At 65.5% G+C, this 20,161-nt stretch carries 21 protein-coding genes and 1 tRNA gene; 7 read left to right on the top strand and 15 right to left on the bottom strand.

Annotated features, from left to right (window positions below):
* Positions 1–8: 8 nt before the first annotated feature.
* The 3 genes from JDO7802_RS03580 to gatC are packed head-to-tail and all read right to left on the bottom strand — an operon-like array spanning position 9 to position 2,614.
* The gene (locus tag JDO7802_RS03580; RefSeq protein ID WP_055082640.1) at positions 9–818 is read right to left on the bottom strand and encodes a hypothetical protein; all 810 of its coding nucleotides are present in this window, start codon (positions 816–818) and stop codon (positions 9–11) included.
* Positions 819–848: 30 nt separating this feature from the next.
* Complete coding sequence (gatA, locus tag JDO7802_RS03585; protein WP_055082642.1) at positions 849–2,330, bottom strand: Asp-tRNA(Asn)/Glu-tRNA(Gln) amidotransferase subunit GatA; 1,482 nt, start codon at positions 2,328–2,330, stop codon at positions 849–851.
* Positions 2,327–2,614 (bottom strand): Asp-tRNA(Asn)/Glu-tRNA(Gln) amidotransferase subunit GatC, encoded by a 288-nt coding sequence (gene gatC / locus JDO7802_RS03590; protein ID WP_055082644.1) that lies wholly within the window; start codon positions 2,612–2,614, stop codon positions 2,327–2,329. Before gatC ends, gatA begins: the two co-directional genes overlap by 4 nt.
* Positions 2,615–2,749: 135 nt before the next feature.
* Between gatC and JDO7802_RS03595 the strand changes: the two genes are divergently transcribed.
* Positions 2,750–2,820: transfer RNA gene (locus tag JDO7802_RS03595), tRNA-Gly, on the top strand.
* A gap of 26 nt (positions 2,821–2,846) precedes the next feature.
* Here JDO7802_RS03595 and JDO7802_RS18170 read toward each other — a convergent pair.
* The gene (locus JDO7802_RS18170) at positions 2,847–3,020 is read right to left on the bottom strand and encodes a hypothetical protein (RefSeq protein WP_187298087.1); all 174 of its coding nucleotides are present in this window, start codon (positions 3,018–3,020) and stop codon (positions 2,847–2,849) included.
* 129 nt (positions 3,021–3,149) lie between these two features.
* On the opposite strand from JDO7802_RS18170, the gene JDO7802_RS03600 reads away from it, so the two are divergent.
* The 3 genes from JDO7802_RS03600 to JDO7802_RS03610 all read left to right on the top strand — a co-directional run bounded on the left by JDO7802_RS03600 (position 3,150) and on the right by JDO7802_RS03610 (position 7,163).
* On the top strand, positions 3,150–4,931 hold the full coding sequence (locus JDO7802_RS03600) for an ABC transporter transmembrane domain-containing protein (protein ID WP_055082646.1): 1,782 nt from the start codon (positions 3,150–3,152) through the stop codon (positions 4,929–4,931).
* Between the two features lie 23 nt (positions 4,932–4,954).
* On the top strand, positions 4,955–5,167 hold the full coding sequence (locus tag JDO7802_RS03605; RefSeq protein ID WP_055082647.1) for a hypothetical protein: 213 nt from the start codon (positions 4,955–4,957) through the stop codon (positions 5,165–5,167).
* 106 nt (positions 5,168–5,273) lie between these two features.
* Positions 5,274–7,163 (top strand): acyl-CoA synthetase, encoded by a 1,890-nt coding sequence (locus JDO7802_RS03610; RefSeq protein WP_055082649.1) that lies wholly within the window; start codon positions 5,274–5,276, stop codon positions 7,161–7,163.
* A gap of 88 nt (positions 7,164–7,251) precedes the next feature.
* On the opposite strand, the gene JDO7802_RS03615 is transcribed toward JDO7802_RS03610, so the two are convergent.
* Positions 7,252–7,461: a cold-shock protein gene (locus tag JDO7802_RS03615; protein WP_055082651.1), complete on the bottom strand. Its 210-nt coding sequence runs from the start codon at positions 7,459–7,461 to the stop codon at positions 7,252–7,254.
* Positions 7,462–7,632: 171 nt separating this feature from the next.
* Here JDO7802_RS03615 and JDO7802_RS03620 point away from each other — a divergent pair, with 171 nt between their 5' ends.
* Positions 7,633–7,968, top strand: a complete 336-nt coding sequence (locus tag JDO7802_RS03620; RefSeq protein WP_306455344.1) for an arsenate reductase family protein — start codon at positions 7,633–7,635, stop codon at positions 7,966–7,968.
* Between the two features lie 3 nt (positions 7,969–7,971).
* Here JDO7802_RS03620 and JDO7802_RS03625 read toward each other — a convergent pair whose 3' ends face one another.
* From JDO7802_RS03625 to JDO7802_RS03635, 3 genes are all read right to left on the bottom strand, one after another.
* Positions 7,972–10,923: a hypothetical protein gene (locus tag JDO7802_RS03625; RefSeq protein ID WP_055082653.1), complete on the bottom strand. Its 2,952-nt coding sequence runs from the start codon at positions 10,921–10,923 to the stop codon at positions 7,972–7,974.
* A 176-nt stretch (positions 10,924–11,099) separates the two neighbouring features.
* Positions 11,100–12,389, bottom strand: a complete 1,290-nt coding sequence (locus tag JDO7802_RS03630; RefSeq protein WP_055082655.1) for an O-acetylhomoserine aminocarboxypropyltransferase/cysteine synthase family protein — start codon at positions 12,387–12,389, stop codon at positions 11,100–11,102.
* Between the two features lie 67 nt (positions 12,390–12,456).
* On the bottom strand, positions 12,457–12,972 hold the full coding sequence (locus JDO7802_RS03635) for an EF-hand domain-containing protein (RefSeq protein ID WP_055082657.1): 516 nt from the start codon (positions 12,970–12,972) through the stop codon (positions 12,457–12,459).
* Positions 12,973–13,124: 152 nt separating this feature from the next.
* On the opposite strand from JDO7802_RS03635, the gene JDO7802_RS03640 reads away from it, so the two are divergent.
* Both JDO7802_RS03640 and JDO7802_RS03645 read left to right on the top strand, forming a co-directional pair.
* Positions 13,125–13,508 carry an NADH:ubiquinone oxidoreductase subunit NDUFA12 gene (locus tag JDO7802_RS03640; RefSeq protein ID WP_055082658.1) on the top strand — a complete coding sequence of 128 codons (384 nt, stop codon included), beginning with the start codon at positions 13,125–13,127 and terminating at the stop codon, positions 13,506–13,508.
* Positions 13,493–13,894: a DUF2155 domain-containing protein gene (locus tag JDO7802_RS03645; protein ID WP_144430499.1), complete on the top strand. Its 402-nt coding sequence runs from the start codon at positions 13,493–13,495 to the stop codon at positions 13,892–13,894. The genes JDO7802_RS03640 and JDO7802_RS03645 overlap by 16 nt, the downstream gene beginning before the upstream one ends.
* Here JDO7802_RS03645 and aat read toward each other — a convergent pair.
* The 7 genes from aat to acs all read right to left on the bottom strand — a co-directional run bounded on the left by aat (position 13,852) and on the right by acs (position 20,140).
* Entirely contained in the window at positions 13,852–14,502 is a 651-nt protein-coding gene (aat, locus tag JDO7802_RS03650; RefSeq protein ID WP_245624098.1) for a leucyl/phenylalanyl-tRNA--protein transferase, read from the bottom strand. The genes JDO7802_RS03645 and aat overlap by 43 nt on opposite strands.
* Before the next feature lie 45 nt (positions 14,503–14,547).
* Positions 14,548–15,036 carry a hypothetical protein gene (locus JDO7802_RS03655; protein WP_055082660.1) on the bottom strand — a complete coding sequence of 163 codons (489 nt, stop codon included), beginning with the start codon at positions 15,034–15,036 and terminating at the stop codon, positions 14,548–14,550.
* A complete protein-coding gene (gene accC / locus JDO7802_RS03660; RefSeq protein ID WP_055082662.1) occupies positions 15,009–16,358 on the bottom strand; it encodes an acetyl-CoA carboxylase biotin carboxylase subunit in 1,350 nt (449 codons plus the stop codon). Before accC ends, JDO7802_RS03655 begins: the two co-directional genes overlap by 28 nt.
* Positions 16,359–16,362: 4 nt before the next feature.
* Complete coding sequence (gene accB, locus JDO7802_RS03665) at positions 16,363–16,833, bottom strand: acetyl-CoA carboxylase biotin carboxyl carrier protein (protein WP_055082664.1); 471 nt, start codon at positions 16,831–16,833, stop codon at positions 16,363–16,365.
* Between the two features lie 205 nt (positions 16,834–17,038).
* Positions 17,039–17,350 (bottom strand): hypothetical protein, encoded by a 312-nt coding sequence (locus tag JDO7802_RS03670; RefSeq protein ID WP_187298088.1) that lies wholly within the window; start codon positions 17,348–17,350, stop codon positions 17,039–17,041.
* Positions 17,351–17,534: 184 nt separating this feature from the next.
* Positions 17,535–18,089, bottom strand: a complete 555-nt coding sequence (locus tag JDO7802_RS03675) for a hypothetical protein (RefSeq protein ID WP_144430501.1) — start codon at positions 18,087–18,089, stop codon at positions 17,535–17,537.
* Positions 18,090–18,190: 101 nt separating this feature from the next.
* Positions 18,191–20,140, bottom strand: coding sequence for an acetate--CoA ligase (gene acs, locus JDO7802_RS03680; protein WP_055082669.1), 1,950 nt, complete (start codon positions 20,138–20,140; stop codon positions 18,191–18,193).
* Between the last annotated feature and the right edge of the window lie 21 nt (positions 20,141–20,161).

Consider the following 20,161-nt stretch of genomic DNA (forward strand, 5'->3'; position numbering starts at 1 on the left):
ACGGGCGTCTAGTTCTGGACCAGCCGCCGCACGACCGAAGGGTCCCAACCGCAGGCGTTGCCGTCGCCATCGGGGTCGATGCCCAGACGGTCGCGGTCTGGACCACCGGCGGTCAGGAAATCCTCCTGCGCGATGTCGTCGCTGCGGTAGTTCTGGCATTTGGCCGCGGCGCGACTGGCCGACGCACCTAAACCTCGTCTGAACGCGCCTTGCGTTCCGACCGGTTTCGCCGGGCCAAGCGCATAGGCGAAGATGTTCGGCCCGGTGCTGTCCGGGCGCTGCAATTCGGTGGGCGTGACCAGCTGATACTGCTGGCGCGCGGCGCGCAGGCGTTCTGCGTCCGCCGCGATATCACGCTGGGCCGACACGGCGGCGAAATCCTGTTCGCTGCTGATCGTCGGATTGTCGCGGTCGAGGTTGAGGTCCTGCGGCGTGCCGGTGGCCGTCGCGGTCGGCAGGGGGGCCGGTGCACCCGAACTGGCCAGAGGCGCGGACCCGCCCGAGGGAAGCGGCGCGGCGGGGCGGCCAAGCGCGGCGCGGGTCTGATTGGCCAGATCCTCCGCCTCAGACGACGGCGCGGGAAACGGCAAGGTCTGCTGGCCAGGCGCGGCGGCCACGACGGTGCCAGGCGGTGGGGCCTGAACGGTTGCGGGAGGCTGCAGCGGGGTGCGCCCCGTCAGCTGCGCCTCCCGCCGGGCGATCACTTGGTCGGGTGTGTCGAAACCGGCCCCCCGTGACCCGCTGTCGGGCAACGGCGGCGCGCAGGCGGCCAGAAGGATCGCGGCCCCAAGGCCCAAGGATATCTTGATCGGTCGCATGTCTGCCTCGGCGTCAGTCTTTTGTGGACCCTACCACCACTTGGACGGCTGCGCCACGAAGCCCGCACGGTCTTCAAGACATTGTGCGACGTTCAGCAATTCACCCTCCTGCCAGGGTTTCCCGATCAGTTGCAGCCCAAGCGGCAGGCCACGCGCGTTCTGACCCGTGGGCACCGCGACACCGGGCAACCCGGCAAGGTTCACGGTCACGGTGAATACATCGTTGAGGTACATCTCGATCGGGCTGAAATTCGCACCCAATTCGAACGCAGCCGACGGTGTGGCCGGTGTCAGGATGGCGTCGATTCCGTCGGCGAAAACGCTTTCGAAATCCTTCTTGATCAGGGTGCGCACCTTGCGTGCGCGGTTGTAGTACGCGTCATAGAACCCCGCCGACAGAACGTAGGTGCCGACCATCACACGGCGCTGCACCTCGTCGCCGAAGCCTTCGGCGCGGGTCTTTTCGTACATTTCGGTAATGCCGTCGCCCTGGCCAATGTCGGCGCGGTGACCGAACCGCACGCCGTCATATCGCGCCAGGTTCGACGATGCTTCGGCGGGCGCGATCACATAATATGCGGGCAGGGCGTATTTCGTATGTGGCAGGGAGATATCGCGGATGTCCGCCCCCGCGTCGCGCAACATGGCGATACCGTTCTGCCACAGCGCCTCGATCTCCTCGGGCATTCCGTCCATGCGGTATTCCTTCGGAATGCCGATGGTCTGACCCTTGATGTCGCCCGTCAGCATCGCCTCGAAATCCGGAACAGCGAGATCGGCGGAAGTGCTGTCCTTCGGGTCGTGGCCCGACATGGCCGTCAGCATGATGGCCGCGTCGCGCACGTTGCGCGTCATCGGCCCCGCCTGGTCCAGGCTGGAGGCGAAGGCGACGACGCCCCACCGCGAACACCGCCCATAGGTCGGCTTGATGCCGGTGATGCCGGTGAACGCGGCGGGCTGACGGATCGACCCGCCGGTGTCGGTGCCCAGTGCGGCCAGACACAAGCGCGCGGCGACGGCGGCGGCGGACCCGCCCGACGACCCGCCGGGTGTCAGCGCCGCATCCGAATTGCCCGCCTTCCAGGGGTTCACGGCGTTGCCGTAGGTCGACGTCTCGTTCGATGACCCCATGGCGAATTCGTCCATGTTGAGCTTGCCCAGCATGACCGCGCCCGCGTCGAACAATTGCGATGTGATGGTCGATTCGTACTCGGGCTTGAACCCTTCCAGAATGCGTGATCCGGCCTGCGACGCCACGCCCTTGGTGCAGAACAGGTCCTTGACCCCGATCGGGATGCCGCACATCGCGGGTGCGTCGCCGGCCTTGATCCGCGCGTCCGCCGCCTTGGCCTGATCGCAGGCGATGTCGGGCGTGTGGTGGACGAAAGCGTTGAGCGCGCCCGCCCCCTCGATCGCCGTCAGATGCGCGTCGGTCAGCTCGGCGGCGGTGGTTTCGCCGGCGCGCAGGGCATCGCGGGCCCCCGCAAGGGTCAGATCGGTCAGCTGGGTCATTCGACGACTTTCGGCACGGCGAAGAAGCCTTCGCGGGCATCGGGGGCATTGGCGAGCACGGCCTGCGGCTGGCCGCCATCGGTCACGACATCGGCGCGCCGCTTCAAGCGTTGGGGCGTGACTGATACCATCGGCTCCACACCTGTCACGTCGACTTCCTGCAATTGCTCGATAAACCCCAGGATCGCGTTGAATTCGGTGGCCAGGGGGTCCAGCCGGTCTTCCGGGACGGCGATACGGGCGAGTTTCGCCACGCGTCGCGCGGTTTCCTTGTCGATGGACATCGGCCTGCCTCCGGGAGGTGTTTCGCTTGGGCGCGGTCTAACGCCGGCGGCAGGCGGGTTCAATACGGGCCGCGCGGCAGTCGAGACCCCTTGCGCATCCGGTCCGTCCGGGGGTATTTCAATGTCCACCGGCGCGCGGGCGTTGTGTAATGGTAAGACCTCAGCCTTCCAAGCTGATGACGCGGGTTCGATTCCCGCCGCCCGCTCCGGTCCTTCCCACTTCGACGTGGCGTCAGAGCCCGACCAGTTGACGCAGGTTCGGCAGGATCAAAGCGGCCACGATGCCGACCACCGCGCCGATGGCCAGTCTGCGCCCGCGGTCGCTGGCGGCGGGCGATACGGCGGCAAGCCCCGCGCAGACAGCCGCATAGAAGACAATCGCGACAGGATCGATGACGGTGTACATGGCGCGTCCCCTTGGGTCAGCTTTGCCTGCCCGCGATTGTGCGTCAATCTGCAACCGGGGTCTAGCGTTTGGGAAACTTGCACCGCCTGCGCGGCACCGTTACCTGACCGTGGACGCCCGGAGGACCAGATGGCAGAGATCGCAAAGGAATCCGACCGCGAAAGGTCGAAGCAGATCGGCAGCCTGCGCGCCTTGACGCCGTTCTTCCGGCCCCATCTGGGTATGGTCTTTGCCTCCATCGCAGCGCTCGTGTTGACGGCCTGCGTATCGCTCGTGCTGCCGCTGGCCGTGCGCCGCGTGGTCGACGGGTTCGAGGCGGGAGAGGCCGCCCTGCTGGATCAATATTTCGGGGCCGCCCTGGTGATCGCGGGCCTTTTGGCCCTGGGCACGGGGCTTCGGTATTATCTGGTCACGCGGTTGGGTGAACGGGTCGTGGCCGATATCCGCAAGGCGGTGTTCGACCGGATGATCCGCATGTCGCCCAATTTCTATGATGGCATCCTGACGGGCGAGGTCCTTAGCCGGATCACGACAGACACGACGCTTTTGCTGTCGGTCATCAGCTCCTCCGTTTCGGTCGCGCTGCGCAACATGCTGATCTTCGCGGGCGGTCTGGCGCTGATGCTCTGGACGGCGCCGAAACTGGCCGGGATGGTCCTGCTGATCGTGCCGGCCGTCATCGTTCCGATCATCGTACTGGGCCGCAGGCTGCGCACGCTGAGCCGGGAAAACCAGGATTGGATCGCGGAATCCTCGGGCCGCGCATCCGAATGGCTGCTGAGCGCGCAGACCGTTCAGGCCTATACCTTCGAGGGGGAGGCCGCGGGCCGCTTCGACGAGGTGACGGAGAAGTCCTTCCGCTCCGCCAAGACGCGCATCGCGGTGCGCGCCGTCATGACGATGATCGTGATCTCGCTGACCTTCGCGGGAATCGTCGGCGTGCTCTGGATCGGGGCGCGCGACGTGCGCGCCGAGGTGATGACCGTCGGAGAGCTGATCCAGTTCCTGATCTATGCGATCATGGTGGCGGGATCGGTTGCCGCCCTGTCCGAAATCTGGGGCGAGCTTCAGCGGGCGGCGGGGGCGACCGAACGTCTCGTCGAGCTGTTGGAGGTGGAGGACGACGTGACCGACCCCGCGCAGGCACAGCCCAGACCCGCGGGGGAGACGGTCCGGTTCGAAAACGTCACCTTCCGCTATCCTACCCGGCCGGAGGTCAAGGCGCTGGACGGCGTGACCCTGACCGTCGCGCCCGGAGAGACGGTCGCGCTGGTCGGGCCGTCGGGTGCCGGAAAATCTACGGTGATCCAGCTTCTGCAACGGTTCTACGACCCCGATGAAGGTCGCGTTACGCTGGGCGGGACCGACCTGCGCGACATGGACCGCGCCGCGTTCCGGGTCGATATGGCGCTTGTCCCGCAGGATCCGGTGATCTTCGCGGCCAGCGCGCGTGACAACATCCGATTCGGCGACCCCGACGCGACGGATGAACAGGTGGAAGCCGCGGCCCGCGCCGCCGCGGCCCACGGCTTTCTGATCGATCTGCCGCAGGGCTACGACACGTATGTCGGCGAACGCGGCGTCATGCTTTCGGGCGGGCAGAAGCAGCGGATCGCCATCGCCCGTGCCATCCTGCGGGACGCGCCGATCCTGTTGCTGGACGAGGCGACATCGGCCCTGGATGCGGAATCCGAGCGCGCGGTCCAGGACGCCGTTGCCGACCTGGCCCGCGACCGGACGACCATCATCGTCGCGCACCGTCTGGCCACAGTGAAACAGGCCGACCGCATCGTCGTGATGGAAGGGGGCCGCATCGCCGCCCAGGGCACCCATGATGAGCTGGTGGCCCAGAACGGTCTCTATGCGCGGCTGGCGCGGTTGCAGTTTACGGATGGGATGGCGGCGGAGTGACGGGAAACCAGACGGACGTCGCGATGATGCCTCTTCTGGACGAAGGCGTTGATGTCTGGCGACCGGTCGATGTCGAGAAGGTCGGGGACGGCCGTCTGCGCGTTGCCGATCAACCCTACAATACCGAAGTCGAGACGTGGATGTTTCCTCCTGGCTCGATCGTGCGCTTCCACTACCGCGCATTCGCGGGTGACACGGATAATGAACGTCTCACAATCCTACCTGAAGAGGCCTGAAACCCTATGTCGCCGTAGCGTTCGGCTTGCACCCTATCCCCACAACCTTCATCTTATGCGACAACGAACCGCGGACGGGAGCTGCGGGCGATAGGGGAGGACGACCATGGCATCATTCGCCAACAAGCAGGACATCCTGGACATCGAGGCCGCCGAGCCATGGGAGACGGCGCAACCCGCGCAAACCCTGCATGAGCTGCTCAGCCAGACCGCCAATCGGTTCCCGGACCGCCCGGCGATCAGCTATCAGCTGTTCTCGGGGCCGAAAGATCCGGCCGAGACGCTGACGTGGAAGCAGTTTCACGGTCAGATCACCCAGGCGGCAAACCTGTTCCGCTCGCTCGGCGTGTCCGAAACCGACAGCGTCGCCTATATCCTGCCCAATGCGACCGAAACGGCGACCGTCCTGATGGGGGCCACCGTCGCGGGCATCGCGAACCCCATCAACCCCCTGCTGGAACCCGAACAGATCGGCGCGATCCTGCGGGAAACGGGGGCCAGGGTCGTCGTGACCCTGCGCGCGTTCCCCAAGACCGACGTGGCGCAAAAGGTGGCCGAGGCGGTCAACCTGGCCCCAAACGTCGAGACGGTTCTGGAAGTCGACCTGCACCGTTACCTGACTGGCTTGAAAAAGCTGATCGTCCCGCTGATCCGGCCCAAGGCCGAGGTGAAGCACAAGGCCCGCGTCCTGAACTTCACCGCCGAGATGAAGAAACATCCGTCCGACAAGCTGACCTTCGCGGACAGTTCCGGCGACCGCGTCGCCGCCTATTTCCACACCGGCGGCACCACGGGCATGCCCAAGGTCGCGCAGCACACCTATTCGGGCATGATCTATAACGGCTGGGTCGGCCATCGCCTGCTGTTTTCCGAACATGACGTCGTGATGTGCCCGCTTCCGCTGTTCCATGTCTTCGCCTGTCACGTCATCCTGATGGCGATGGTGGCGTCCGGCGCGCATGTCGTTTTCCCCACGCCGCAGGGCTACCGGGGGGAAGGCGTGTTCGACAACATGTGGAAGCTGATCGAGCGGTGGAAGGTCACGTTCCTCATCACCGTGCCGACGGCCATGTCCGCGATGATGCAACGCCCGGTCGACGGCGACATCAGCACGATCAAGACGGCGTTCTGCGGCTCCTCCCCCCTGCCGGTGGAGTTGTTCAAGCGGTTCGAGGAGACGACGCAGGTCAAGGTCGTCGAAGGGTACGGTCTGACCGAGGCGACCTGTCTGGTCAGTTGCAATCCGATCGACGGCGAGAAGAAGATCGGATCGGTCGGCGTCCCGTTCATGCACACGGACGTCAAGATCCTGATGGACAAGGGCGATGGGCCGGTTGAATGCGCCTTGGACGAGGTGGGGGAGATCTGCATCTCCTCCCCCGGCGTGCTGGCCGGCCGCACCTATACCGAAGTGGCCAAGAACGCCGACCTGTTCCATTACGGCACGCACCTGCGCACGGGCGACCTGGGTCGCATGGACGAAGATGGATACCTCTGGATCACGGGCCGCGCGAAGGACCTGATCATCCGCGGCGGTCACAACATCGACCCCGCGGAAATCGAGGAGGCGCTTGCCGGGCATCCGGCGGTCGGCATGGCCGGTGCCATCGGTCAACCGGACGCTTTCGCGGGCGAATTGCCCTGCGCCTATGTCGAGCTGGTCGCCGGGGCCAACGTCACGCCCGAAGAATTGGTCGACTACTGCAAGACCCACGTCCACGAACGCGCGGCACAGCCCAAATACATCGAAATCCTGCCCGAATTGCCCAAAACCGGCGTCGGCAAGATCTTCAAGCCGGACCTGCGCAAAAGCGCGATCACGCGTATCTACGACGCCGCCCTGACGGATGCGGGGGTGAATGCGCGCGTGACCTCGGTGGTCGAGGACAAGAAGCGCGGCCTCGTCGCGAAGCTGGAGAAGACCGGCGACGTCGAGGAGCGGGAGGTGGTGGCGGTCATGGGCAATTACACCCGTCCCTGGGACTGGGCCGAATAGAGAGCTGACGGCGCGTTGAAACATCCACGTCGGACGCATATCCGACGTGGATCACCCATGGATCATACCTGGAATTTGTCGCAGATCGTCAGTCGAGCGCGACAAGCTCCGATGCTGATGACCGGCCGTCCCGACCTTCGCGCATCTCGAACTGGATCTTCTGATTGTCCCGCAATCCGGTCAGCCCCGCGCGTTCGACGGCCGAGATATGGACGAAAATATCCTTACCCCCGTCGTCGGGCGCGATGAAGCCGAACCCCTTGGTCGTGTTGAACCATTTCACGGTGCCAGTGGCCATGACCGTGTCTCCTCGGTATCGTCCCGCCCGCAACACGCGGCGGCGTGGTCCGCGACGAAACCGGGCATATAACGGCCCGATTTCATCGCGGACGTACCGATGGAAACGATATGCCGTAGGGTCCGTCAAGACCGCTGTCCAAAATGTGAAACCACGAAACCGGAGGATCAGATGATCGTTCTGCACGGCCTAAAGGCCTGTGATACCTGTCGAAAAGCACTCAAGGCGCTTGCCGCCTCGGGCGCAGACGTGCGCTTGCGCGACCTTCGGTCCGACCCGGTCACCGCCGACGAGGTGGCGGCTTGGTCTGCTCATTTCGGCAGCAGCCTGCTCAATACGCGATCAACCACATGGCGCGGTCTGGATGAAGACACGCGGCGGCAGGATCCGGTCGTCTTGATGACGGCACATCCCGCGCTGATCAAGCGACCGGTGATCCAGACGCCAGCTGGGCTTCACCTGGGTTGGACACCCGAGACGCGTGCCGCATTGGACGTTGGTGGCTGAGCTTCAGCTGTTCGGCAGGGTGAGGGCCACGTTCCGTCCGCCCCGCTGATACACAACCTGCGTATCGCCGATGGCCGTGACGCGGCCCCGGTCCAACCGGTCGCCAACCTCCACCTTGACGTAACGCCCGTTGGCCAGACGCACCAGGGCGCGGCGCGCGTTGGGCCGACCGTAGATGCCGATGACGTTGATGTCGCGCAGGCGGATCGCATTTTGTTGTGTGGCCGCGCGCGCAACGCTGCCGCCGGCGGACCGGATCGTCTGACTGCTTTGTGCGGCGGCGGGTGTGGGTGCGGGTTGCGTGCTGGCGGCGGCGGGGGTCGCCTGTTCGCGGCGTTGGGTGACGATGCGCGCGGCGTCCCGTTCGACGGACCGGGGCCGGGTCTGCGGACGCTCCGACGCGGCAAGTGCCAGGGCCGACGTCGGACCGCTGGCGGGGGCCAAGGTGCCCGTTCCGGCCGTGGCTTGACTGGCCAGCGATGCGACGGCCGCCGCGGCTGCCGCCTCAACGGCGGCGGAGCGTTCGTCCGATGCAGCTGCCGCCGCGACCCGGGCGGCTTCGGCGATCTGCTCGGCTGCGGCGTCATTCACGGTCTCGGGACGTTGTGCCGGCCGGGTCCGCGTCAGTTCCTCTCGGGTGAAGCCGCTGGCAATCTGCGGCGTGTCGTCCGCAGGTGCCGGGATGGAACCTGCGTCGGGTGTTGCCGTTTCGGGCCGTTGCACGGGTTGGGTCCGGCGCAACGCGGCGCGTTCCGGCGTCTCCTCCGGCTCGACCTCGGGGATCGCCGCCTCGGGCGCCGCAAGGGGCGCGAGGGTCGTGCTGGCACGCTGCACGGGCACGACGCCGGGGCGCCCCGAAAACACGGTATAGCCACCGGGCGCGAGCGTTCCATCCGCGCTGGCCGTCACCAGCGACTCGTCCGGTGCCGCGACGGGGGGGGGACCGCTTTCGACTTCGGTTTCCGCCACGGCGTCGGACCGGGGCGTTGTGGTACCGTCGACGTCAGGGGCGACAGCGACCGGCGCGTCGGGCGCGGTCTCGGGGGTCGCATCTTGGGTGACATTCGGGGTGGGCGACGCCGGGCCTTCCTGAACCGGGGCCGGATCGGGTGTCACCGCCGGCGGCAGGGGGCTGGTCTCGGTCTCCGCCAAGGCCTCGTCGACCGACGCGATGACGACGTCGCCGCCCTGGGGGACCGCGACATCCGGCAGAGCCGGGCCTTCGTCGAATGTGCCGGCTGTTTCGAAGGTTTCGGGCGCGGCTGTGTCATCGGTCGATACCGTCCCGGTTTCGCCGGTGCCTTCTGCGTCTTCACTACGAAGGGCGGCCACGCCCGCTTCCCCAATTGGGATCGGCGGCGCGACGATGGCATCGGTATCGGCAAGGCCCGGACCTTCGGTGGAAGTATCCGGCTGCGTCGTCGGCAGCAGGCTTGCGACATCATCATCGATGCGGGTCGCATCGGTTTCGGCGGTGCCGTTCGGTGCCGGCAAGGGGACGAGGGGGGCCGTCGTTGCGGGGTCGGTCGCCACGACCGTCGCAGCGCCGTTGCCCTGCAGCACTGACCAGATGGCGACGATTGCCATGAGCGCGAGTAGGGACAGCGTCAAATACAGACCAAGTTTGGCACCGCCGCCCTTGCGTGGGCGCGCGGCCTTCTCTCGCATCAATCCCGGCAGGGCCAGGGCGGCGGCCTCCAGATCCTGATCTTCCGCGGCAATCGGGACCGGGCCGGCATCTTTTGCGTCGGCCGCCGTCCGGCGGAACCCGAAGTTCGGCACGACCGGCCTGGGCGTCTTGACGCGCGCGGCGACTTTGGGGGTGGGGGCTGTCTCCGGAGGGTCCTGCGGCGCGGTCGATGCCTCGACCTTGATCGCGGGTAAGACTGCAATGGGCGAGTCTTTCGCTGGCGGGGCCTGGATCGGTGGCTCCGTCGACGGGTTCTTGAGCACCGTCGGCGGCACCGGGCCGGACAGACGCGGCGTGATCCGGCCGGACCGGACAGCGCCGGGTGCTGCTTTCGCCGGTGGATCGGCGTGTCGGCGCGTGCTGAACGCGGGCAGTGTCGGCTCGGGCCTGCCAGAGTCAAGAAGCGAAAGCGGCGGAGTTTCGGGCGGCAAAGGCGCCGGGATATCGTCGTCGATTGGATCGGGCTCCGAAGGCTCCGTCGGCTCGATCAGGGCGGCCGGCATGACCGAGGCGGGCGGTGTGGGCGGATCAAGCTGCGCCAGCGTCTCCTCGAATGTCGGCGCGTCAGGGTCTTGCGCAGGCTCCGCATCGGTTGGGGCTGTATCATCAGGCAGTGCGACCGGAACCGCGACGTCCGAGGCATCGGAGGGCGAAGCGTCGGCGGGTTCCGCCGCGTTGGTGTCAGGCTCATCGACGCCATCGTCGGACATGGCGGGCGCATTCGGGGCGGGAATGACGTCGAAGCCATCGTCCACATCCAGAACCAGACGCTCCCCCTTCAGAAGGTCGGCGGCGATACCGGTGGGTCCAAACTGCGGCAGGCCGGGATAGGTCGCATCCGTCGGATTGCCCATCACCGCGATCGGTTGAAAGCCAAAGCCAGCGGCGAATTCCTCCGCCTCCATCAGCGTTTCGAGGGCGACGACGGCGACCTGCAACCGGTCGCCCTTCTGGACGTAATCGAAAGCCAGATCCTCGATGTCATAGGGCGTACGCCCGCGCAGAAGCGTCCGGATCGTCACCTTGGGGTCGCGGTCGTCGCGTTCGAGTGAGGTGAACAGAAGCTGGCTGTCCGGGATGATCAGGATCGTGGTGAAATCCTCACCAACGCGCGCGGCGCATCTTGCCCGCAGACGGGTCAACCCGTCGGCCATGTCGGCGGCGTCCAGACGCACGATGCCTTCGCGCCACCAGATCCCGTCCCCCGCACGGGACAGCACGGCAATGCCGTCGAGCGAGAGGTCGAGTGCGATCTGTGGTGTCATGCTTAGGCCTGCCAGCGTGAGAACTCACTCGAAGCGAGCTCATTTACACCGACTGTAAGTCACGGGGCGCGGCATGAAAAGCGCGGTCCGCAACTCGGCAGCCCCTCGCCGAGTGGCCGCCGGGGCGGGACGCGGCCCGCACCTGAAAGGCGGGCCGCGACCGATTTAGCGAAGACTTAGGAGACCTTGGACAGCGCCTGCTCCAGATCGGCGATAAGGTCGTCGGCATCCTCGATCCCGATGGAAATGCGCACCACGTTCGGGCCGGCACCTGCCGCCTCCTGCTGCTCGGGCGACAGCTGGCGGTGGGTGGTGGAGGCGGAATGGATGACGAGGCTGCGCGCATCGCCGAGGTTGGCGACGTGGCTGAAGATTTCGAGGTTGTCGACGAACTTGACGCAGGCGTCGTAGCCGCCTTTGAGCGCCACGGTGAACAGACCGCCGGCCCCTTTGGGGCAGACCTTCTTGGCCAGCGCGTTGTAGGGCGAGGAGGCGAGACCGGCATAGGTCACATGGTCGACCGCGTCGTGCTTCTCCAGCCATCCCGCAACCGTCTCGGCGTTCTTGACGTGGCGGTCCATGCGCAGGGACAGCGTTTCGATTCCGCATAGGGTATAATGCGCGGCCTGCGGGTTCATCGTCATGCCCAGGTCGCGCAGACCGACGGCGATACCGTGGAAGGTGAAGGCAAGGCCGCCGAACGTCTCGTGGAACTTCAGGCCGTGATAGGCGGGTTCGGCCTCCGATAGGGACGGGAACTTGCCCGATGCGGACCAATCGAACGTGCCCGAATCCACGACGCAGCCACCGGTGACGGTGCCGTTGCCGGTCAGGTACTTGGTGGTCGAATGAACGACCAGGGTCGCGCCCATCTCGATCGGGCGGACGAGGTATGGCGTGGCGGTGGTGTTGTCGATGATCAGCGGCAGGCCCGCCGCATCCGCGATGTCGGCCACGGCGCGCACGTCCATGATCCAGCCGCCGGGGTTGGCGATGGCTTCCCCGAACACCGCGCGGGTGTCATCGTCGATGGCGTCCTTCACTGCGTCCAGATCGTCGAAGTCGACGAATTTGCACGACCATCCGAAGCGTTTGATGGTCTGGCTGAATTGCGTGACCGTCCCTCCGTAAAGCCGGGTGGAGGCGACGATGTTGCAGCCGGGCCGCATCAGCGGGAAGAGCGCCATGATCTGCGCGGCGTGCCCCGAGGAACAGCACACGGCCCCCGCGCCACCCTCCAAAGTGGCGATGCGTTCCTGCAGCACGGCCACGGTCGGGTTGGTCAGGCGCGAATAGATGAAGCCGACTTCCTGAAGATTGAACAGCGCGGCGGCATGTTCCGCATCGCGGAAGACATAGGCGGTGGTCTGATAGATCGGCGTCTGCCGCGCGCCGGTGGCCGGATCGGGGCGCGCGCCGGCGTGGATTTGCAGGGTGTCGAAGCCGTATTGGCGGGTCTCGGTCATTGGTCTCTCCCTCGGAATTGCGCGCAAAGTAGCGCCGCCGGGGGGCGGGGGCCAGTGGCCTTCTGTCTCAGCGGGGACCCGCGCTGCCGACCCCGCGACGCAGGGCGGTGATGACGATGAAATCTTCCCGGAATTCGGTCAGCGACAGGCCGCCGTCGCCGTCGCGGTCCGCAAGCCTGCGCGCCAGTTGCAGGCCCGACGTGTGCTCCGCCACGCTGATTCCACCGTCCGCATCGGAATCCAGCAGATCGAACACCATCGTCACGGCGACCTCGAACTCTGCCTGCCGACCGCGGAAGGCCGCAAGCTCGGCAAAGCCGTATTCCCATTCCATCATTTCCGCTCGCGTCAGCCGTGCATCGCCGTCCGTGTCCATGGAGGTGAAGACGTCCACACTGGCCAGATCCATCTCCTCCACGGAAATGGTGCTGTCGTGGTCGCGGTCGATGGCGACGCCGAACGCGTCGATGAAGGCGGTGCTTTGATCGACCATGGCGGCACCGCCCATCGGGTGACCCTCCTGTGCGGTGGCGGGCAGGGCGGTAAGGCAGAGGGCGAGGAGGGCGGCGACGGCGCGGAACATGGAAAATCCTTTTGACTTGCCCACCAGATAGGAAACTGAACCGATCGGTTCAATTCGCATTTCCGCGCAGACCCGCCGCATCCGCGCACAGACGGCCGCCACCTTGACCGCCGGGCGTGTCGGTGTAGGAGAGTGGGAACGACCGAACGGAGGTGGACATGGCCGGATTCTTCAAGCGTCTCGTCGGCTGGTGGGACGGGCAGAGCTTCGGCACTGCCCTGTGGACCTGGCGTTTCGGCACCCGCGTCGGCGAAGATTCCGACGGCAACGTATATTTCCGCAACGACGACGACAGCCGCCGCTGGGTGCATTATGCAGGCGACAACGACGCCAGCCGCGTTCCGGCGGAATGGTTCGGGTGGCTGCACAAGATGTACGCTATGCCGCCGACCGAAGATCCGATGCTGCACAAGACATGGGAAAAACCGCATAAGCCGAACCTGACGGGGTCGGATGCCGCCTTCCTGCGCAAGGGGTCGCTGCGCCGCGCCGACGTCAAGCCCGCCTCCGACTATGAGGCATGGAACCCCGAGTGATCCGCGCGCTGACCGTTCTGCTGTTGCTGACCGCTTCGGCGGCGCAGGCCCAGGTACGTCTGGACACCGGGACGGCCACGCGCACGGGGCAGGGCCTGGGCGCGGTACTGCGCACGCTCGACAAGGTTTCGGGCGAAGTCGTGGACGTCGAAATGGCCATCGGCCAGACCATGGCCTACGGCGTCCTTCAGGTAACGCTGCACGAATGTCGCTATCCGTCCAACAACAGGGGCGGGGACGCCTTTGCGTTGATCCAGGTGGTCGATGCACGCGAGGTGAAGGAACTCTTCGCGGGTTGGATGATCGCTTCGTCCCCGGCGCTCAACGCGCTGGAACACCGCCGCTACGATGTTTGGGTTCTTAGCTGTCTGACCGCCAGCGACTGAGGCATCGGGCCCTCCAGATCCGCGGTCCGGCCCAGAGCGTGGGTCAGCTGGGCATGATATTGCGCCCGCGAAATCTCCGCCCCGCCGAGTGATGCCAGGTGGTCCGTCAGGAACTGCGTGTCGAACAGCGTGAACCCCTGCTGTCGCAACAGCGTAACCATATAGGCGAGCGCGATCTTCGATGCGTCGCGGGCCCGCGAAAACATCGATTCCCCGAAGAACGCGGAGCCGAGCGTCACGCCATAGACGCCACCGACCAGCCGCTGGCCGTGATCGGCCCAGACCTCCAGCGAATGGGCAAAGCCCGACCGGTGTAACTCCAGATAAAGCGCCGCGATCTCCGCGTTGATCCACGTCTCCTCTCTGTCGGCACAACCGGCCAGGACGCCGCCGAAATCCTCGTTCAGGGTGACGACGAAGGGGGATTGCCCGACGGTTTTCGACAGGCTGCGCGACATGCGGAACCCATCCAGCGGCAGGACGCCACGCTGCTTGGGATCGACCCAGAAGATTTCGGGATCGTCGCGGCCTTCGGCCATCGGAAACACGCCGGAGGCATAGGCCATCAGCAAGGTTTCGGGCGTAATCGGGGGCATGTCGCGGGGCATGAACACAGGATAGGCGCTGCGGACCAGGCTGAAAAGCCCGTTCGCTCAGGTCTCCACCGTGGCGGGCACGACCAAAGTCGGGAAGGCCGGGGGTGTCACGGGCCGGCCCCGCTGCGCTGGCGGTTTATCGCAGGACTTCGCGACATGGACGGCTTCGGCGGCGGCCAAGCGAACGTTGCCGGATTTGGCGACGAGTTGCGAGGCTTCGCTGCCGATGACCTGCGCCAGCGCGCCTGCGGGCCCGCCGATCAACGCGCCCAACGCTCCGGCGACGATGCCGGTGCTGGACGATCCGCTCTTTTCCGCCTGTGTACGCAGGGCCGCGCGCGATGCATCCAGACCCCGGCAGTCGATGGTCGTGAAGCGGTCCGCGAAAGTATCGAAATTACGCGCATCGCGGCCGTTGGCAAACAACGCATCCCCCGGTGGGACGCCCACGGACGCCGCCTTCTGCCCCGGCACCAAGGCCTCGCTGCAGGCGGCGGGGCCAAGTGCGAGGCTGAAGATCAGGACCCCAAATGCGTTTCGAGCCATTTTTCAAGCCAGTGAATGGTGTAGTTGCCCGATTGCACGTCAGGGTCTTCGCACAGGGCCACATGCAGCGGAATGGTCGTGTCCACGCCGTCCACGATCAACTCTCCGAGGGAGCGGCGCAGGCGGGCCATCGCCTCCTCCCGGTCGCGGCCGTGAACGATCAGCTTGCCGATGAGAGAATCGTAGTAGGGCGGGATCGAATAGCCATCATAGAGCGCGGAATCCATCCGAACGCCCAATCCGCCGGGGGCATGGTACTGCGTGATCCGTCCCGGCGAAGGCGCGAAGTTCGGCAGTTTCTCGGCGTTGATGCGGACCTCGATGGCATGACCGTTGATCTGCAACTCGTCCTGAACGAACGACATCGGCAGTCCGGCGGCCACGCGGATCTGTTCGCGCACGAGGTCGACGCCGAAAATCGCCTCGGTCACCGGGTGTTCGACCTGAAGCCGGGTGTTCATCTCGATGAAGTAGAATTCGCCGTTCTCGTACAGGAATTCGATCGTGCCGGCCCCGGCGTAGTCGATGCGGGCCACGGCGTCGGCGCAGGTCTTGCCGATCCGCGCGCGCATCTCGGGGGTGATGGCGGGGCCGGGGGCCTCCTCGAAGACCTTCTGGTGACGGCGCTGCAGCGAACAGTCGCGTTCGCCCAGATGGACGGCGCCGCCCTTGCCGTCGCCGAAGACCTGCACTTCGATGTGGCGGGGCGTGGTCAGGTATTTCTCGATATAGACTTCGTCGTTACCGAAGGCGGCTTTCGCCTCCGATCGGGCCTGATGGAACGCGGCATCCATGTCGCGTGCCGTCTTGGCCAGCTTCATGCCGCGCCCGCCACCGCCCGCCGTGGCCTTGACGATGACCGGATAGCCGATTTCCCCGCCGATCCGCTCCGCATCCTCGATCGTCGGCACGCCGCCTTCGGAGCCGGGAACGCAGGGCACGCCCAGATTCAGCATCGTGTCCTTGGCGGTAATCTTGTCGCCCATGATGCGGATGTGTTCCGCCGTAGGACCGATGAAGGTGATGCCGTGATCCTGGAGCGCCTGAACGAAGTTCGCGTTCTCGGACAGGAAGCCATAGCCGGGGTGGATCGCCTCCGCCCCCGAAATCTCGCAGGCGGAAATGATCGCGGGAACCGACAGATAGGACAGCGTGCCCGAGGCCGGGCCGATGCAGATCGACTCGTCCGCCATGCGCACATGCATCGCGTCGGCATCCGCCGTCGAATGGACCGCGACCGAGGCGATGCCCATTTCGCGCGCCGCGCGCACGACACGCAGCGCAATCTCTCCGCGATTGGCGATCAGGATTTTCTTGAACATGGGCTTACCCCAAGATCACGAGCGGGGCACCGAATTCAACGGGCGCGCCGTCTTCGACCAGGATGCGCGTGACCTTGCCGGCGCGGGGGCTGGGAATCTGGTTCATCGTCTTCATCGCCTCGACGATCAGCAGGGTCTGGCCTTCGGCGACCGTATCGCCGACCGACACGAAGGCGGCCGATCCCGGTTCGGACGATAGGTAGACGGTGCCGACCATGGGCGAGGTGACAGCACCGGGATCTTGTGCTGGATCTTCCTGCGGGGCCGCTGCTGCGGCGGCGGGGGCCGGCGCGGCTGCCGGGGCGGCGACGGCATGCTGCACGGGGGCGGCGACCATCTGACGGGCGACACGAACGTTCAGGGCGTCGTCCTCGCCGTATTCGCGGCTGACTTCCAACTCGCTCAGATCGTTTTCGCGCAGAAGTTCGGCGAGGGCCTTGATGAAGGCGACATCGCTTTCGTGGTTCTTTGTCATTCCCGTCTCCGCAGCCTGTTTCCTTCGCCCTTACCCCGGACAGGACGCGAGGGAAAGCATTTGCGAAGCGCGGCGGTCAATCCGGGGCGGTCGCCAAGGGACGGCAGGCGAAGTGGCTCGCCATTGGCAGACGACATCTGAATTCCCCAATGACATCACATAGAATGCGAACGGGTCGCGGGAGGATGCCGCGTCGGTGCCGATCCTATCGTCGTCGGTCCAGAAGGGTCAGCGTCGGTGGGATCATCGCGTGGCGAATTTCGGCGACACTGGCGAGGATGTTCTGCCTCGCCGCTTCGATGGGCGAACCCGTGGCGTCTGCTTCCGTCGCGGCGATCTTACGAGTGCGGCGAAGATCGGCGAGGACCAGGGCCGCGCCCGCCTCCAGACCTGCGATGGCGTCGGTGGAAGCGATGCGTCGGGCGGACATGGGTGCGGCACCATCGTCGATCCGGGTCGGACCGCCCGTTCGGATCCGGTCGGGCAGAGCGGCCCCCGACCCCATCGTATCCGGCACAGGAACGAGGGGCGTGGGCGATACAGGGGGCGGAATCGGTTTGAAAGTAGTCGGGACGTCGCGTGAACTGTTGGGCTGGATCTCCATACCGAGTCCTCCGTTGCCGTTGATATCGACCGAAAGGGTGGCAAGAGAGTCTTTAGATTGTGTTAAAAGGGGACGCGGGATCGCGTCCCCCAATTCATCACGCCGCGCGGTCGAGGGTTTCGGCCGATTGCGGCTCCTCACTGGCGCGCAGGGCCTCTACATCCCGGGTAAAGGCCTCGCGCGACGTGTTCCCGCCTTGCAACTCCTCCAGCATTTGGTCGGAGATGAGGTCCAAGCGTGCTGCCTCCGCATATCGCTTGGCCAGCGCCGCATCCAGGTTGCGCGCGAAGGCGAGATCGAGGCGTTGCGACTCGGAGATCACACTGTCGAGCGTGATGCTTCTGGCCTCCTCCACCGTCGGTTGCGCGACGTCCGATCTGACCGCAGTTGATGTGTCAGGCGGCGCTGAGGACCCGTTTTGCAAGGTATCGTTGCCGTTGGTCGTGCCGGGACCGGTTCCGGTCCCGTCCTCGCTGCCGACCGTGTCGGGCCCGCTGGCCGCGGTGCCGCCCGTTTCCGAGGGGCCATCCGCGTCGGTGGGGGCGTCGGGTTCGGACTGGGGGTCGGTGCTGTCGTCCGGTGGTGGGGGACTTGGACGGTTGAATGGCCCGGAGGCGATACTGCCGATTGTCGTCATTTCATGCTCCTGCATCTGAAGGTTTCGTACAGGGCAAAAAAAACCCCGCCGCGTGCCAATTGAAAGGACGCAGCGGGGCCATATGGTGACGTGGTTAACTTATATGAATCAGACCTTTATCGATTCATCCGGTTCTCGATCAGATCATCGACCACTGAAGGATCCGCCAAGGTAGACGTGTCCCCCAAGGTGTCGTGATCGTTCTCGGCGATCTTGCGCAGGATGCGGCGCATGATCTTGCCCGACCGCGTTTTGGGCAGGCCAGGGGCCCATTGGATCAGATCGGGTTTGGCGATCGGTCCGATTTCGGAGCGGACCCAGTCGGACAATTCCTTGCGCAACGCCTCCGACGGCTCCTCTCCGCCCATCAGCGTGACATAGGCATAGATGCCCTGACCCTTCACATTGTGCGGATAGCCGACGACGGCTGCTTCGGCGACGGCCTTATGCGCGACCAAGGCGCTTTCGACCTCCGCCGTGCCCATGCGGTGCCCCGACACGTTGATGACATCGTCCACGCGCCCGGTGATCCAGTAGTAGCCATCGGCATCGCGGCGACAGCCATCACCGGTGAAATAGTAGTTCTTGTAGTCCGAGAAATAGGTCTTCTCGAACCGCGCGTGATCGCCCCAGACCGTTCGCATCTGGCCGGGCCAGCTGTCGGCGATGCACAGCACACCTTCGGCGGCCGTCTCGTTGATTTCTTCGCCGGTCGTCGGCTCCAGGATCACGGGCTGGATGCCGAAGAAGGGCAGGGTGGCCGAACCGGGTTTGGTCGGTGTCGCCCCCGGCAGCGGCGTCAGCAGGTGGCCACCGGTTTCGGTCTGCCACCAGGTGTCGACGATGGGGCATTTTCCCTTGCCGATGATATCGTTGTACCAGGTCCAGGCTTCTGGATTGATTGGCTCTCCGACGGTGCCGAGGATGCGGATGGAACTGAGGTCATAGGGTTCCACAAAGGAATTGCCCTGACCCATCAACGCGCGCAAAGCCGTGGGCGCGGTGTAGAACTGCGCGACCTTGTGCTTGTCGCAGACGGCCCAGAACCGGCCGGCATCGGGATAGGTCGGGACCCCCTCGAACATCAGGGTCGTGGCGCCGTTCGCAAGCGGGCCATAGACGATGTAGCTGTGGCCCGTGACCCAGCCGACGTCAGCGGTGCACCAGAACACCTCCCCGTCCTTGTAGTCGAAGGTGTATTGATGCGTCATCGCCGCATAGACGAGGTATCCGCCGGTCGTATGGACGACACCCTTGGGCATCCCCGTCGATCCGGACGTGTAGAGGATGAAGAGCGGGTCTTCGGCGTCCATCTCTTCGGGCGGGCAATCGTTGGACACGTCCTGCTCGGCTTCGTGAAGCCAGATGTCACCTTCGGGGCGCAGCGCGACCTGTTGCCCGGTTCGCTTGACGATCAGGCACTTCACGTCGTGGTCCGCGTGCAGCAGCGCCTGATTGACGTTGTCCTTGAGGTTCGTCACGCGCCCGCCGCGCGGGGCACCGTCGGCCGTGATCACGACCTTCGCATCGCAGCCGTTGATCCGCGCGCCCAGGGCATCAGCCGAGAAACCGGCGAAGACGATCGAATGGATCGCGCCAATCCGCGCGCAGGCCAGCATGGCATAGGCCGCCTGCGGGATCATCGGCATGTAAAGGACGACGCGGTCGCCCTTGGTCACGCCCATGCCCTTGAGGACGTTGGCGAATTTGCAGACATGCGCGTGCAGCTGCTGGTACGTGATGTGCTGCGCTTTATCGTCCGGCGAGTCGGGCTCCCAGATGATCGCGGTTTGGGTGCCCCGGTCTTTGAGATGGCGGTCGATGCAATTGGCGGCGACGTTCAGGGTGCCGTCCTCGAACCACTTGATCGACACGTTGCCGGGCGCGAAGGAAGTATCCTTGACGCGGGTGAACGGCTTGATCCAATCGACGCGCTTGCCATGCTCGGCCCAGAACGCCTCGGGGTCCTCGACACTGGCTTGATACATCGCGTCATAGGTGGCGCGGTCGGCGTGGGCGTTGGCGGCCATCTCGGCCGAGGGCGGGTACATCTGATCGTCGGGCATGGGTCCTCCTTGGCCCTGCAG

Source organism: Jannaschia donghaensis (assembly GCF_001403795.1).
GTDB lineage: Bacteria > Pseudomonadota > Alphaproteobacteria > Rhodobacterales > Rhodobacteraceae > Jannaschia > Jannaschia donghaensis.